Genomic DNA, 14,518 nt, shown 5'->3' with positions numbered 1-14,518 from the left:
CGGTGACCGCCCTGACCGACCGCGACCGCACCGAGGACCGCTGGGACGACGGATTCATCGCACGTTCGCGCCGCCCGGGCGCGGGCGTGGGCCTGGGTGTGGATCCCGGCGTCGGAGCCGACGCCGACGCCGAGGACGGCGGCGGCAACGGCGCGGACGACGGGAGCGACGACGCGCTCGTCCGCGCCGTCTCCGGCGCCGGCAACGACGGGGGCAAGGCGCCCTCGCCGCCGATCAGCCCCGAAGGGCAGGCGCTGCGCACCCGCCTCGAAGCGCTGCGCCAGCTGGTCGGGCTCTCGCGGACACGGCTCGACGGCAAGACCCTCGCCGAGGCCGGCCGGGTGCTCGACGAGGCGGCGGCGCGGCGCGGGCTGTCGGCGCAGCACACGGTCGTCGCGATCGCCGGAGCCACCGGAAGCGGCAAGTCCACGCTGTTCAATTCACTCGCCGGAGTGCAGATTTCCGAGACCGGGCTGCGCAGGCCGACGACCGCGGCGCCGATCGCGTGCAGCTGGTCCGACGGCGCCGCCGGGCTCCTCGACCGCCTGGAGATCCCGGGCCGGCTGCGCCGCCGCCCGCGCGAGACCTCCGAGGCCGGGGCGCTGCGCGGGATGGTCCTGGTGGACCTGCCGGACCTGGACTCCGCCGTCGGCGCCCACCGCGAACACGTGGACCGGGTGCTGGCCCTGGTCGACGCGGTGGTGTGGGTGGTCGACCCGGAGAAGTACGCCGACGCCGTGCTGCACGAGCGGTACCTGCGGCCGCTGGCCGGGCACGCCGAGGTGACGTTCGTGGTGCTGAACCAGGTGGACCGGCTGCCCGGTGAATCGGCCGACCTCGTACTGGACGACCTGCGGCGGCTGCTCGACGACGACGGCATCGCCCTCGGCGAGCACGACGAGCCCGGCGCCACCGTCCTCGGCCTGTCGGCGCTGACCGGCGAGGGCGTCGGGGAACTGCGCGACCTCCTCGCACAGTTCACCCAGGAGAAGGGCGCGGCGACCCGCCGCATCTCCGCCGACGTCGACCGGGCCGCCGGGCGCCTGCGCCCGCTGTACGTGGCCGACGGCCATCCGTCGCCAGAGATCGGGGAGGCGGCGCGCGCCGAGTTCGAGGACCGGCTCGCCGAGGCGGTCGGGGCGTACGCGGCCGGGCTCGCCGCCGAGCGGGCCTGGCGGCGCAACGCCGGGAAGGCGTGCGGCACGCCGTGGCTGCGGCTGTGGCGCTGGTACGAGGGCCGGCGCGCCCCGCGCACGCTGGCCGGGCTGGCCGCCCTGGCGGTGATCGGCGGCGGCCGGGGCCCGGCGATCGCGGATGCGCCGGCCGAGGAAGAGGTGACGGCGCGCCAGCGCGTGGAGCAGGCCGTGCGGACGGTCGCCGACGCGGCGGCCGACGGCCTGCCCGATGCCTGGGCGCAGGCCGTGCGGGAGGCCGCGGTGCGCGGCGCCGATCAGCTCCCGGAGGCGCTGGACGAGATCGCGGTGACGCTCGGGTCGGCGGTCACGGTGCCCAGCGCCAAGCCGCCGCGGCCGACGTGGTGGCCGGCGGCGGTGCTGGCGCAGGCGGCGATGACGCTGCTGCAGATCTTCGGCGGGCTGTGGCTCGTCGGGCAGATCGTCGGGGTCCTGGAGCCGCGCCTGATGCCGCCGGTGCTGCTGATGGTGGCGGGCATCGTCGGCGGGCCGCTGGTGGAGTGGGCCTGCTCGATCGCGGCCCGGGGCCCGGCGCGGCGGTACGGGCAGGACGCGGAGCGGCGGCTGCGGCAGGCGGCGGCCGGCTGCGGGCGGGCCCGGGTGCTGGAGCCGGTGGCGGCGGAGCTGTTGCGCTACCGGGAGGTGCGCGAGCAGTACGCGACGGTCGCCGCAGGGGGGACGAAGTTGTCCACAACCCGCGAGTAGTCCACAGGCCGCAGCGGGATCCGGGAGGCGGCGCCAGCATGGTTCGTACCTCGTGCGGATGGTCGTGGGGGGCGGATCGCGCGGAAGGAACCGCGTGATCCGTACGGGTACGGATGTGGGGGAGGGCTGCCGGGATGAACGACACCCTGGTGACGCTGGTCGGTTGTGTGGCCACGCAGATCGACTACAAGGAGACGCCGACCGGGCCGTCGGCGCGGTTCAGGTTCGCGGTGACGCCGCGGTACTTCGACCGGCGCAAGGAGGCGTGGGCGGACGGGCCCACCAGCTTCTACACCGTGTGGGCGCGGCGCGTGCTCGCGGTGAACCTGGCGGGTTCCGTCGCGGTGGGGGAGCCGCTGGTGGTGCACGGGAGGCTGAGGGTGCGCGACGATCCACCCGACGGGGAGGGCAACCGCTGGTTCTCGGCGGACATCGACGCGATCGCCATCGGGCATGACCTGAACCGGGGGACCGCTGCATTCCGCCGGGTCGTCAAGGCGGACCCGCCACTGATGCTCACTCAGAAGGCGGCGGTGGTCTGAGTGTTCGAGGCGGTTAGGATTCCCCGGTACTCACGGGCACCTGGGTCATTGGCCCGAAGGGGAAGACTGTGTCGATTGCCGTTCCCGCATCCTCCGCTCCTGATTCCGTTCCTTCTTCGCCGTCTGCTGTCGTCGCTTCCGCGAGACCTGTCCCTCCGGCCGTGGCAGTGGCAGTGGCCGTGGCCGCGGCCGGTGCGGCGGCGCCTGTACGGGCTTCTGCGCGCCGGCCGCTGGCCGCGGCGCTGCTGGCCGCGGCCCTGGCCGCCGCCCCGGGCGCGCGGGCGGCCGCCGACTCCGGAACGCCCGCGCCCAGGACACCGGAGGGCGCGAGCGCCGTGCTGGACGGGCTGAAGACGTACGGGCAGGCGGTCCTGCACGCCAAGGACGGATCGGTCCGGCAGATTCCGGCCGGGCTGTACGAGATGCGGGTCGACGGCGGCGGGATGCTCCAGACCTACGGGGTCGGCGTGACGGGCAACGCCCAGCCGCAGGCCCGGTACTCGGAGAGCGGCTGGAGCGGCAGTCTGCTCGCCGGGAACGGGGAGGCGGGCCGGATCCGCTGGGTCCTTGAGCACTCGTATCCGCAGCTGAACGATCTCGCCGGACTGGCGAAGGCGGCCGGGGCCGGCGCCCTGACCGCGGAGAGCGCGGCGGCCGGGACGCAGGTCGCGATCTGGCGGCTGGCGGACGGGGCACAGGTGGAGGCCGCCGACCCGGCGGCGGAGAAGCTGGCCGACTACCTCCAGCGGTCGGCGGGCAGGCTGCCGGAGCCGCCGGCCTCGCTGGGGCTGGACCCCGGGAGCGTGTCGGGGCCGGTGGGCACCCGCCTCGGGCCGGTGACCGTGCGGACGGGGGCGCAGAGCGTGACGGTCACCCCGGACGCGGCGGCCGCGGCGATGGGGGTGCGGGTGGTCGACGCCGACGGGCGGCCGGTCAGCACCGCGGCGAACGGGAGCGAGCTGTACTTCGAGGTGCCCGCCGGCACCCCGGACGGCTCGGCTTCGGTCACGGTCCAGGGCTCCACGAAGGTGCCGGTCGGCCGGGTCTTCACCAGCGAGGTGCCGAGCCAGGCGCAGATCGTGGCGGGCTCCAGTCAGTCCGCCCTGGCGGCGACGGCGAGTGCGGTCTGGCCGCAGCCGGTCGTCGTGGAGGGGGCCGGCGCCACGGGCGACGGGCCGGCTGTGACGCAGGCCGCGGCGGCGGCCGCCGCCGCGTCGTCGGAGCCCAGCCCCGACGACGAGCGACTGGCGACCAGCGGCAGTTCGGCGGCCACCCCGGTCATCGCCTCGCTGGCGGTGGGCCTGGTGGTCCTGGGCGGCCTGGTGGTCCTCCTCCTCCGCAAGCGTCCCCTGGACGAAGAGGACCAGGCGTAGGGCGGGTGCCCGCATTCCCTTGGGAACGGGGCCCGTGGGCAGCGGCACGTTGCCCATGGGGACGCCCGCTCCCGGCGGAGGGGAGGGCCCGGGTCCCGGGCAGGGGATCCGGCATGGGCCGTACGAGGGTCGCTTCGGGCGCCGGCAGGTTTCAGGGCGGGCGTGCGGGTAAGCGGGGGGAATGGGCGATCAAGAGTTGACCTGGCGGGGTGCCGCCGCACAGTGGGACCGGATGCTGTTCGACGGCGTGGCCCGCCGGCACTGGCCGGCCGGTGACCGGGTGCTGCCGAGGCTGGGGCGGGCCGCGAACCACGGGGTGCTGTGGGGAGGGGCCGCCGCCGCGATCGCGGTCCTCGGCTCGACCGGGGCCCGCAAGGCGGCACTGTGCGGGGCCGCCTCGCTGGCGCTGGCCTCGGCGACCGTGAACACCGTCGGCAAGTGGTCCGTACGCCGGCCCCGGCCGCTGCTGGAGGGGGTGCCCGAGGTGCGGCGGCTCGTGACGCAGCCGACGACCACCTCGTTCCCGTCGGGGCACTCGGCGTCCGCGTTCGCGTTCACCACCGGGCTGGCGCTGGGGGCGCCGGGCTGGGGCGCCCTGCTGGCCCCGGTGGCGGTGTCGGTGGCGTTCTCCCGCGTGTACACGGGGGTCCACTACCCCTCCGACGTGGCCGCGGGGGCTGCGCTGGGCGTGGCCGCGGGTCTCGTCGTACGCCGCATAACCCGCGCCGTGGAGGAGGCGCGGATCGATCCCGGGGACGAGCGGAAGGCCACCGAGGCGCCCGCGCTGCCGGACGGGGCCGGGCTCACGGTGGTGGTCAACACCGGCTCCGGAACGGCTTCCGCGGCGGGTCTCGACGTACTGCGCGCCCGGCTGCCCCGGGCCGAGGTGGTCGAGTGCGAGGGGCCGCAGCTGGCCGGGGAGCTGGAGGCGGCCGCCGCCCGGTCCACCGTGCTCGGGGTGTGCGGCGGCGACGGCACGGTCAACGCGGCCGCCACCGCCGCGCTGCGGGCCGGGGTGCCGCTGGCGGTGTTCCCCGGCGGCACGCTCAACCACTTCGCGCTGGACCTCGGCCTCGGCGGGGCCGAGGACACCTGCCGCGCCGTCGCCGCGGGCCGCGCGGTCCGGGTCAGCGCCGGCCGCTTCACACCCGGCCCGGACCCCGAGGACGGTCGCTCCGGGTACTTCCTGAACACCTTCAGCATCGGCGCCTACCCCGAGCTGCTGCGGCGCCGGCTGCGCTGGGCGCCGCGGATCGGCGGCGGCCCCGCCGCGCTGCTGGCCGCGTGGAAGGTCCTGCGCGCGGAGCATCCCGTACGGCTGCGGCTGGCCGGGAAGCCGCGCAGCGTCTGGCTGCTCTTCGTGGGCAACGGCACGTACCACGGCACCGGCCCGACCCCCCGCCGCCGCGACAGCCTCGGCGAGGGCCTGCTCGACGTCCGCCTCGTCCACGGCGGCGGCCGGCCCGGCCCGCGCCTGTTCGCGGCCGCGCTGACGGGTCCGCTGAGCCGTTCCCCCGTCCACACGGCCACCCGCCTGCGGAGCCTGCGCATCGGCGACATCCCGCCGGGCACCCCGCTCGCGTACGACGGCGAATGCACCCCCGCCCCGCCCGCCCTGGTCCTGGACACCCTCCCGGACGCCCTGACGGTCTACCGCCCGGCCTGACCCGGAAGGCGCGGCGCCCGCCCTAGGGAAAGCCCCGGGGGGCTGCTTCGGCAGCCGGCCCGGCAGCTGACCCGGCAGCTGGCCCGGCAGCCGGCCCGGGCAGCTCCACCCACTGCCTGCGCGGCGGCTTCGGGACCCGTGACGAGGGCGGCTTCGTGATCGAGTGGCGCGATCACGAAGCCGCCCCGCCGCACGCTCTCGGCCACCCGGAGACCGCCCGCGAGCGGGAGGGCGTACTCGTGCGCCGCCCCTCCCACGCACCGCCCCGGGCCGCCGAGGAGCCCGCCCGGGCAGGCCCCGGCAGGGGCCCGACCTCGTTCGACGTCCTCACCGAGATCATCGAGAACCGGACCCCGGGCTCCCTGTGCCCGCGCTGACCGATCCGGCGTGCGGTGGTGCCGGGGGCTGACCTACCCATTCGCCCGTAGGGGTGGACGACTGGCAAGATGGGGTGTATCTGCCCACCCCACGATCTGCCGGACGGTTTCTCTTGGCTGAGTTCATCTACACCATGCGCAAGACGCGCAAGGCGCACGGCGACAAGGTGATTCTGGATGACGTCTTCCTGAACTTCCTGCCCGGCGCGAAGATCGGCGTGGTCGGTCCGAACGGCGCCGGCAAGTCCACCGTCCTGAAGATCATGGCGGGTATCGAGCAGCCTTCCAACGGTGACGCGTACCTGTCTCCGGGATACTCCGTCGGCATCCTCATGCAGGAGCCCAAGCTCGACGAGTCCAAGACCGTCCTGGAGAACGTCGAGGACGGCGTCGGCCCGATCAAGCAGAAGCTCAACCGGTTCAACGCGATCGCCGAGGAAATGGCGACGAACTACACCGACGAGCTGATGGCGGAGATGGGCAAGCTCCAGGACGACCTGGACCACGCCAACGCGTGGGACCTGGACGCCCAGCTGGAGCAGGCCATGGACGCCCTGGGCTGCCCGCCCGGCGACTGGCCGGTCACCAACCTCTCGGGCGGTGAGAAGCGCCGCGTGGCCCTCTGCAAGCTGCTGCTGGAGGCCCCCGACCTGCTGCTCCTCGACGAGCCCACCAACCACCTCGACGCCGAGTCCGTGAACTGGCTGGAGCAGCACCTGGCCCAGTACAAGGGCGCCGTCGTGGCGGTCACCCACGACCGCTACTTCCTCGACAACGTCGCCGAGTGGATCCTCGAACTCGACCGCGGCCGCGCGCACCCCTACGAGGGCAACTACTCCACCTACCTGGAGAAGAAGGCCGAGCGCCTCAAGGTCGAGGGCAAGAAGGACGAGAAGCGCGCCAAGCGCCTCAAGGAAGAGCTGGAGTGGGTCCGCTCCAACGCCAAGGGCCGCCAGGCCAAGTCCAAGGCCCGCCTCGCCCGTTACGAGGAGATGGCGGCCGAGGCCGACAAGATGCGCAAGCTCGACTTCGAGGAGATCCAGATCCCGCCGGGCCCGCGTCTGGGCTCGATCGTGGTCGAGGTCAACAACCTCTCGAAGGCGTTCGGCGACAAGGTCCTCATCGACGACCTGTCCTTCACGCTGCCGCGCAACGGCATCGTCGGCATCATCGGCCCGAACGGCGCCGGCAAGACCACGCTCTTCAAGATGATCCAGGGCCTGGAGACGCCGGACTCCGGCGAGATCAAGGTCGGCGAGACCGTCAAGATCTCGTACGTCGACCAGGGCCGCGCCAACATCGACCCCAAGAAGACCCTCTGGGCGGTCGTCTCGGACGAGCTGGACTACATCAACGTCGGCAACGTCGAGATGCCGTCGCGTGCCTACGTCAGCGCCTTCGGCTTCAAGGGCCCGGACCAGCAGAAGCCGGCCGGCGTGCTCTCCGGCGGTGAGCGCAACCGTCTGAACCTGGCGCTGACCCTCAAGCAGGGCGGCAACCTGCTGCTCCTCGACGAGCCCACCAACGACCTCGACGTCGAGACCCTGGGCTCCCTGGAGAACGCGCTGCTCGAATTCCCCGGTGCGGCCGTGGTCGTCTCCCACGACCGCTGGTTCCTGGACCGAGTGGCCACGCACATCCTCGCCTACGAGGGTGACTCGAAGTGGTTCTGGTTCGAGGGCAACTTCGAGTCCTACGAGAAGAACAAGATCGAGCGGCTCGGCCCGGACGCCACCCGTCCGCACCGCGCCACGTACAAGAAGCTCACCCGAGGCTGAGCAACATGGCCAGACATCACTACCGGTGCCCGCTGCGCTGGTCGGACATGGACTCCTTCGGCCACGTCAACAACGTGGTCTTCCTCCGCTACCTGGAGGAGGCGAGGATCGACTTCATGTTCCGGCTGGCGCCGGGGGAGGGCAGCCAGTCCTTCACGGGCGGGTCCGTCGTGGCCCGCCACGAGATCGACTACAAGCTGCCGCTCGTGCACCGTCACGAGCCCGTCCTGATCGAGTCCTGGGTGACGCGGATAGGTGCCGCGTCGCTGACCATCGGCTACGAGGTCAAGGACGAGGCGACCGAGGACGCACCGGAGAAGGTCTACGTGCGGGCCTCGACCGTGGTGGTGCCGTACAACCTCGCCGAGGGGCGGCCCCGCCGCATCTCGGCCGAGGAGAGGCACTTCCTGGAGAAGTACCTCGACGAGCCCGCGGGCTCGCGCGCGGAAGGCCGCGTCGCCGCATGACCGAACGGCTGTGCCTCGCCGACTCCGGGGAGGCGGCGGACCTCGCCGCCTTCCTGGGGCGGCTCGTGCACTACGACCGCGCCGCCGCTGTCCGTCTTCAGGCAGCCGGCGGCGCGGTCGCCGTCTTCGGCCGGCCGGCCTCCTTCGAGGTGCTGGCCATCCGCACGGTGCGCCTCGCCGTGCCCGTCTCCCGCCCGCTGGACGTGACCGTCTCGGCCGGGGAGCTGCTGGAAACCGTGGCCGAGGCCGACGCGAGCGCCACCGTTCCCGCGCCTGTCACCGGCCCGCCGTGGACCGGGGTGCTCCCGCCCCGCGGCGGCTGGCGGCAGCTGCCGGGGCTGCCCGGCCCCGAGGCGATACGGGCCGCCGTGAGCGCGTCCGTCGCCGAGTTCCGGGCCCGTGACGAGGCCCTGCCCCCGCAGCACCGGACCCGGTCCGAGCGGGACCGCATCGGCCGCGAGATCTGGTCCCGGACGCTGGGCGACACCGAGCTCCCGCTGCGCGCCGTGCACGCCGCGCAGTCCCTGGGCTTCCTGCGGCCGATCCGCTCGGCCGTGGCGAGCGGAGCCGGCGCTCCCGGCGCCGTCCCCGACCCGGTGGCCCTGCTCGCCTCCGGCAGCTGGCTCCGGCTGCGCACCCCGTACGGCTCGATCGCGATGCGCCGCCCCGGCGGCACCGGGGGCCTGGGCGCCCTCCAGGTGAGGCCGGTCTAGCTTCGGGGTCCCCCTCCGCTTGCGGTTCCCCTTGAGGACTATCCCGCGGTGTTGATCATCGAGGCGGCGGCGTACGTCAGGTACCGCCACAGCTGTGCTTCGAGCTCCGGGGCCAGACCCAGCTCGTCCACCGCCACGCGCATGTGCCCCAGCCACGCGTCGTGCGCCGCCGCGTCCACCTGGAACGGGGCGTGCCGCATCCGCAGGCGGGGGTGGCCGCGGTTCTCGCTGTACGTGTTCGGGCCGCCCCAGTACTGCATCAGGAACAGGGCGAACCGCTCCTCGGCCGGGCCGAGGTCCTCCTCCGGGTACATCGGACGCAGCAGCGGGTCCTGCGCGACCCCCTCGTAGAAGCGCCGCACCAGGCGGCGGAAGGTCTCCTCGCCGCCCACCTGCTCGTAAAACGTCTGCTCCTGAACCGTGCCCCGCGGAATCTCATTCACCCGACCATCGTCTCAGACGCCCGGACGGAGGACGGAGGTCTTAGGACCACCGTCCGACGACCACCGTTCGCCTCCCGGGCCCGGTGGCAGGACAGTGGAGCCATGGGTGCACACGCCGCTCGCTCCGCACGTCCCGCACACCAGCCGCGCGCCGCGCACGCCGAGGCGCGGGACCTGCGGGACGCCGCCCACGCCGCGCAGGTACGGGAGCTGACCGCCGCCGGGGTGCTGGACGATCCCGCCTGGCGGGCCGCCTTCGCGGCGGTGCCCCGGCACGTCTTCGTCCCGTACTTCTTCACGGGCCGCGGAGCCGGCCACGAGCGGCTCTGGGGCGAGGACCCCGACCCCGCCCACCGCGCCCGCTGGCTGCGCGGGGTCTACGCCGACGCCCCGCTCCCCACCCGGCTGCGCGACGGCGAGCTGGTCTCCTCCAGCAGCCAGCCGTCCCTGATGGCGAAGATGCTGGAGGCGCTGGACGTCGGGGACGGGGACGACGTACTGGAGATCGGCACGGGCACCGGCTACACCGCCGCGCTGCTCAGCCACCGGCTCGGCGAGGAGCACGTCACCACGATCGACCTGGACGAGGAGATCACCGAGTCCGCGCGGGCTCATCTGGCCCTGCTCGGCCACCGGCCGACCGTGGTCACCGGCGACGGGGCGCGCGGCTGCCCCTCCCGCGCCCCCTTCGACCGGATCCTGGTGACCTGCACCCTGCCGCTGATCCCGCACGCCTGGCTCGGCCAGTGCCGCCCCGGAGCGCGGATCCTCGCCCCGCTGTCGACCGGGCTGATCGCGCTGACGGTCCGCGACGCCGGTTTCGCGGAGGGACGCTTCCTGCACACCTCGGCGTACTTCGTCCCGCTGCGCGGCGCCTCGGCCTCGGCGACCGCGCCCGGGGCGGCGTCGTACGGGCTCCCGTACGAGCTGGTGGAGAACGAGCGGCTCCAGTTCATGCTCGTACTGACGGCGGGCGTGCTGCACCCGCGCGAGGCACTGGACCTGTGGCGCGGCGAGGGCCGGCCGGGCCGGGAGCGGTTCGGGGTGACCGTCAGCGCCGAGGGGCAGTGGTCCTGGCTCGACGACCCCCAGGGCCCGTACGTATGGCCCCTGGGGGAGTAGCGCGGCGGCGGCCGCGGATCAGCCCCGGCGGATGGTGATCGTGGTCCAGGCGCCCACGTGGACCCGGTCGCCGTCGGTGAGGGGCACCGGGACGTAGGGCTGGATCGGCTCCTCGCCACCGTTGATGGTGGTGCCGTTGGTGGAGTTCTGGTCGACGACCGCCCAGCTGAGGTCGGGCTGCTGGACGAGCACGGCGTGCTGGTGGGAGACGCCCGGGTCCTCCGGGGGCACCGACAGGTCGATGTCCGGGGACTCGCCCGTGGAGGCGCGGCGGCGGCCGATGGTGATCTGGCCGCCGGAGAGCGGAAGATGCTGCTCCGGGGAGTACGCGGGCAGGTTGAGCCCGGCCGCCTCGGGGCCGCTGCGCTGCATCATCGCCATGAAGTACGAGCGGTCGGGGCCGATCGTCGCGCTCCACGCGCCGGTGCTCTGCGGCGGGAACTGCTGCTGGGGTTGGTGCTGTTGCTGTTGCTGCTGGGCCTGCGGCGCCTGCTGGTACTCCTGCGGCTGCTGCTGGTACTCCGGCTGCTGGTACTCGTGGGGCGCCGCCGGGGGCTGCTGCCGGTACGACTGGTGCTGAGCCTGGCCCTGCGCCTGGTGCTGCGCCTGGTGCTGCTCGTGCGCCGGAGGCGGCAGCAGCCAGTCGTCCTCGCGCTGCAGCGGCTCGGCCGGCCGGTTGACACGGGACGGACGGGAGCCCTGGTACTCGAAGTGGTCCTGGGAGAAGGGCGCCGAGGGGGGCATCTGCGGCGGGGCGGGCGGCGGCGGAGGGGGAGGCGGGGTGGCCCCGGCCCCGTGCCCGTTCCCGCCCGCGGCCCCCGCGTCCGTGCCCAGCGGCGCCGGCGGCGCGTACGAGGTCGCCGAGCGCGTCAGGAAGTTGTACCGGCACTCCTCGCAGAACGGTGCCATCGCCTCGCGCGGGGTCCGGCACTGCGGGCAGAGCTCCGCCTGGGCGGTCGGCTCACCGGCGCTGGGAGGATAGCCGTAGCCGTAGGAGGGCGCCGCTGGCGCGCCCGCGGCGGCAGCCATGCGGTGGCCGCAGACCTCGCACCAGTCGTCGGAAGCGGACTGGTGCCCGTTCGGGCAGGTCGGCATGGCGGCTCTTCCCCCTTCAGCCTGCGTCATCGCGTCAGGTCTTCTCAGGTCTCTCAGTTGGTCTCAGGACTTCTTCACACGGACGGTCTGGATCGAACGCGTTTCGAGGGTCATCTCGTCGGCATCCGCCACCTTCGCCTTCAGCCGCACAGTACCCGCCGCCGCATCGACGACATCCACCACCTTGGCGAGCAGTTTGGCCGTGTCCGCGTTTCCGGAGGCACTGGCCAACTGCACGGCGCGGCCGAGCTTGGCCGTGGCGCCGTCGACATCGCCCATTTTGCGCGCTTCCAGCCCCTGTTGGATAGCCTGCGAGAGTTCCGCCTGGCCCGTGTAGTGGGCGACCTGCGCGTTGATGGCGGTGGAAGCGGCCAGATCGTCCGTCCACACCGCCCGGACGAGTCCCTGTGCGAGCGTGGCCGGCGGCTCGCCCGGCGCGCCGGGGAGCAGGAGCGTGGCCCGGGCGGCCAGCATCTCCTGCCCGACGGAGGCGGCCGGGACCCGGACGCACACGTGGTACTCGCGGGACTCGTCGCCCCAGGAACCGGTCGGGTAGTCGCCGGCCCGCGGGCCCGCCTCGGTGCGGCGGTCGCTGAGGTCCTGGACGGTGGGCGCGACCTGCTTGACGTACTGGATCTCCACGCCGACCGGGGTCCACAGGCGCAGCGCGACGTCCGCGACCTCCTTGCCCATGACGTTCTCCATCATGAGCGTGAAGTCCTCGCTGAGGTGCGCCGGATCGGCCACGATGTCGGCCGAACCGAGCAGCGCGCTCGCGATGCCGGTGACCTCCTTGACCTCCCAGTCGGTTCCCACTCCGCGGGCGTCGCAGGTGAAGCGGCCCGCGCAGGCCTCCAGGGTGGCGCGGAGCACGGCCGGGTCCTCGTGCTCGTTGCGGCCGTCGGTGAGCAGGATGCCGTGCCGGATGGTGGCGGTGGACTGGCGCAGCAGGCCGTCGGCGAGGCGCAGCCAGGTGCCGATGGCGGTGCCGCCGCCGGAACGCAAGGACCGCAGGGCCTCCTTGGCCTGGGCGCGGGTGGCCGCGTCGGCCACGGCGAGGCGGCCCTGGCCGGGGTAGACCTCCCTGGCCACGTGGGTGCCGTCGATGACGGCGAACGCGGTGCCGTCGCGCAGGGTGTCGATCGCGGCGGCGGTGGCCTCGCGGGCGCCGCGCATCTTGTCCGGCGGGTACTCCATGGACCCCGAGCAGTCCACCATGATCACGACGGCGGCCGAGCTCCGGGCGGCCGACGCGCGGGCGGCGGCGGCGCCGCCCGTGGACGTGACGGTGACGATGGCGTGGACGTCCCGCCCGCCCTCGGGGAGGAACTCGTTCTGGTACACCTCCACGCTGAAGCGCGGGGCGCTCGGCTTGGCGAAGTTCGCCATCGACTGGACTCCTAGGAGAAGACGGGCGTGCGGGGGCGGGCGGTTCGGGGCCGAGGGCGTGCTTACCTCTCCGCCTGTGCTTCCGTTTCAGGTTCCGCTTGGGCGACGGCAGAGGCGGTCGCCGGGTCGGTCGGGGCGGCGAACGGGACGATGGCCACGGTGACGTTGTCGTGGCCGCCCCCGTCGAGGGCGTGCCCCACCAGGACCTGCGCGCTGTGCAGCGGGCGCGCGGCCGCGTCCGCGGGCAGCACCTGGGCCATCTCCTGGGCGGACTCGGCGTAGTTCCACAGGCCGTCGGTGCAGACGACCACCACGCCCGCGTGGTCCGGCTTGAAGCTGGCGGTGTGCGGCTCCAGGTCGTACGCGTCGGCCCCGAGCCATCCGGTGATGGCGTGGGCCCGGACATCGGCGTAGGCCTCGGCCTCGCCCATCAGCCCGGCGGCGACCATCTGGGCCGCCCAGGAGTCGTCCTCGGTGAGGCGGCGGGCCAGCGCGCTCCGGTCGTCCGGGACCCAGTACGCGCGGCTGTCGCCGACCCAGCCGATGGTCAGCACCTCACCGCTGACGACGGCGCCGACCAGGGTGCAGGCCGGGGCGTTCTGCGCGCCCGGGACCTCCGGGGCCAGGGCGTTCACGGCGGCGGCCGCGGCCAGGATGGCGTCGTGCATGGCCTCCTGGGGGTGGGCGCCGCGCGGCAGGGCTTCGAGCAGCGCCTCGTTGGCGGCGCCGGCCGCCGCGGCCGAAGCCTCGTCGGGGCGGCTGGCGGAGGAGACTCCGTCGCAGACGATGGCCACCGTGGCGGCCGATCCGTCGGGCAGGGCGGTGGCCGCGACCGCGAACGAGTCCTCGTTGCGGTGGTGGCGCAGCCCCCGGTCGCTGACGGCGGCGACGCTGCCGAGCTCCTCCTCCAGGTGGTCCCGCTCGCGGGGCTGGGCGTGCCCGCAGTGCTCGCAGTACCCGTCGGTGTCGACCCGCCCGGCCCGGCAGGCCACGCAGGTCTTCCCGCCGTCGCCGCCCGCGGGACCGCTGCCCTGCGCGGTGCCGGAGGCGTACGGGTCCTCGTGCCCGGGACCGGCTCCGTACGGGGCTTCGGGCGCACCCCAGGGGGTGCCCTCGGGCGGGGTGGGGCTGCTGCCGGGGCTGCCGGGCCGGTCGTGGCGGATCTCGCCACCGCCGTAGGCCGGCTCGGGCGCGCTGCCGTACGCCGGCTCGGGCGCTCCGTGCGAGGAGCCCTGCGGTGGTACGGCGGCCGCCTCGGGGCCGGGCGCGGACGAGGGGGCAGGCGGCGGTGCCGGAGCCGGTGCCGGAGCCGGTGCCGGTGCGGGCGCCGGATCCGGAATCAGGCCGGGCCGTGCCACCGGCTCGGCGGTGGCGGGCTCCGCCGGTGCGGACCAACCGCCGCTCTCCCCGACCAGCGTGGGCGCCGACCCGGCGGCGACAGTGCCCCACCCGGGCGCGGGCTCCGCGAGGGCGTAGCCCCCCGTCGGGCCGGTCGGCGGGGCCGGGAGCGTCGGGATCGGGAGCGTCGGATCGTCCCGGGACACGGGAGGGGAGGCGGCGGACACGGGCGCGCCGCAGACACCGCAGAAACGGTCACCCTCCTCAAGGGGCTCCGCGCAGCTGGGGCAGCCAGACGGCCGATGCATCGACATCAC

13 protein-coding genes are annotated in these 14,518 nt (G+C 74.3%); 9 read left to right on the top strand and 4 right to left on the bottom strand.

Annotation, left to right across the window (positions count from 1 at the left end):
- The first annotated feature begins 2 nt into the window (after positions 1–2).
- The 8 genes from AB0M92_RS09560 (at position 3) to AB0M92_RS09525 (ending at position 8,814) form a co-directional block, all read left to right on the top strand.
- The gene (locus AB0M92_RS09560) at positions 3–1,898 is read left to right on the top strand and encodes a GTPase (protein WP_366101520.1); all 1,896 of its coding nucleotides are present in this window, start codon (positions 3–5) and stop codon (positions 1,896–1,898) included.
- A 134-nt stretch (positions 1,899–2,032) separates the two neighbouring features.
- A complete protein-coding gene (locus AB0M92_RS09555; protein WP_366101519.1) occupies positions 2,033–2,440 on the top strand; it encodes a single-stranded DNA-binding protein in 408 nt (135 codons plus the stop codon).
- A gap of 161 nt (positions 2,441–2,601) precedes the next feature.
- Positions 2,602–3,813, top strand: coding sequence for a thioester domain-containing protein (locus AB0M92_RS09550; protein ID WP_366101518.1), 1,212 nt, complete (start codon positions 2,602–2,604; stop codon positions 3,811–3,813).
- A gap of 181 nt (positions 3,814–3,994) precedes the next feature.
- Complete coding sequence (locus AB0M92_RS09545) at positions 3,995–5,479, top strand: phosphatase PAP2 family protein (RefSeq protein WP_366101517.1); 1,485 nt, start codon at positions 3,995–3,997, stop codon at positions 5,477–5,479.
- A gap of 155 nt (positions 5,480–5,634) precedes the next feature.
- Complete coding sequence (locus AB0M92_RS09540) at positions 5,635–5,856, top strand: hypothetical protein (protein WP_366101516.1); 222 nt, start codon at positions 5,635–5,637, stop codon at positions 5,854–5,856.
- Positions 5,857–5,969: 113 nt separating this feature from the next.
- Complete coding sequence (ettA, locus tag AB0M92_RS09535) at positions 5,970–7,634, top strand: energy-dependent translational throttle protein EttA (RefSeq protein ID WP_366101515.1); 1,665 nt, start codon at positions 5,970–5,972, stop codon at positions 7,632–7,634.
- A 5-nt stretch (positions 7,635–7,639) separates the two neighbouring features.
- A complete protein-coding gene (locus AB0M92_RS09530; protein ID WP_366101514.1) occupies positions 7,640–8,101 on the top strand; it encodes a thioesterase family protein in 462 nt (153 codons plus the stop codon).
- The gene (locus AB0M92_RS09525) at positions 8,098–8,814 is read left to right on the top strand and encodes a hypothetical protein (RefSeq protein WP_366101513.1); all 717 of its coding nucleotides are present in this window, start codon (positions 8,098–8,100) and stop codon (positions 8,812–8,814) included. The genes AB0M92_RS09530 and AB0M92_RS09525 overlap by 4 nt, the downstream gene beginning before the upstream one ends.
- A gap of 38 nt (positions 8,815–8,852) precedes the next feature.
- On the opposite strand, the gene AB0M92_RS09520 is transcribed toward AB0M92_RS09525, so the two are convergent.
- Complete coding sequence (locus AB0M92_RS09520) at positions 8,853–9,257, bottom strand: globin (protein ID WP_099892271.1); 405 nt, start codon at positions 9,255–9,257, stop codon at positions 8,853–8,855.
- 102 nt (positions 9,258–9,359) lie between these two features.
- On the opposite strand from AB0M92_RS09520, the gene AB0M92_RS09515 reads away from it, so the two are divergent.
- Positions 9,360–10,379 (top strand): methyltransferase domain-containing protein, encoded by a 1,020-nt coding sequence (locus AB0M92_RS09515; RefSeq protein WP_366101512.1) that lies wholly within the window; start codon positions 9,360–9,362, stop codon positions 10,377–10,379.
- Positions 10,380–10,397: 18 nt separating this feature from the next.
- Here AB0M92_RS09515 and AB0M92_RS09510 read toward each other — a convergent pair whose 3' ends face one another.
- The 3 genes from AB0M92_RS09510 to AB0M92_RS09500 all read right to left on the bottom strand — a co-directional run bounded on the left by AB0M92_RS09510 (position 10,398) and on the right by AB0M92_RS09500 (position 14,515).
- Entirely contained in the window at positions 10,398–11,474 is a 1,077-nt protein-coding gene (locus AB0M92_RS09510) for an FHA domain-containing protein (protein WP_366101511.1), read from the bottom strand.
- 63 nt (positions 11,475–11,537) lie between these two features.
- On the bottom strand, positions 11,538–12,863 hold the full coding sequence (locus tag AB0M92_RS09505) for a VWA domain-containing protein (protein ID WP_366101510.1): 1,326 nt from the start codon (positions 12,861–12,863) through the stop codon (positions 11,538–11,540).
- Between the two features lie 62 nt (positions 12,864–12,925).
- Complete coding sequence (locus AB0M92_RS09500; RefSeq protein ID WP_366101509.1) at positions 12,926–14,515, bottom strand: protein phosphatase 2C domain-containing protein; 1,590 nt, start codon at positions 14,513–14,515, stop codon at positions 12,926–12,928.
- Positions 14,516–14,518: the final 3 nt, after the last annotated feature.

Source organism: Streptomyces sp. NPDC051582, from assembly GCF_040681715.1.
Taxonomy (GTDB): Bacteria; Actinomycetota; Actinomycetes; order Streptomycetales; family Streptomycetaceae; genus Streptomyces.
The sequence above is the reverse complement of the archived record's forward strand: the minus strand, read 5'-3'. Positions and strand labels throughout refer to the sequence as shown.

Excerpts from the sequence above, each read along its gene's own strand:
- AB0M92_RS09510 (WP_366101511.1), bottom strand. The coding sequence starts at position 11,474 with ATGCCGACCTGCCCGAACGGGCACCAGTCCGCTTCCGACGACTGGTGC.
- AB0M92_RS09515 (WP_366101512.1), top strand. The coding sequence starts at position 9,360 with ATGGGTGCACACGCCGCTCGCTCCGCACGTCCCGCACACCAGCCGCGC.
- AB0M92_RS09525 (WP_366101513.1), top strand. The coding sequence starts at position 8,098 with ATGACCGAACGGCTGTGCCTCGCCGACTCCGGGGAGGCGGCGGACCTC.
- AB0M92_RS09500 (WP_366101509.1), bottom strand. The coding sequence starts at position 14,515 with ATGTCGATGCATCGGCCGTCTGGCTGCCCCAGCTGCGCGGAGCCCCTT.
- AB0M92_RS09555 (WP_366101519.1), top strand. The coding sequence starts at position 2,033 with ATGAACGACACCCTGGTGACGCTGGTCGGTTGTGTGGCCACGCAGATC.
- AB0M92_RS09530 (WP_366101514.1), top strand. The coding sequence starts at position 7,640 with ATGGCCAGACATCACTACCGGTGCCCGCTGCGCTGGTCGGACATGGAC.
- AB0M92_RS09545 (WP_366101517.1), top strand. The coding sequence starts at position 3,995 with ATGGGCGATCAAGAGTTGACCTGGCGGGGTGCCGCCGCACAGTGGGAC.
- AB0M92_RS09505 (WP_366101510.1), bottom strand. The coding sequence starts at position 12,863 with ATGGCGAACTTCGCCAAGCCGAGCGCCCCGCGCTTCAGCGTGGAGGTG.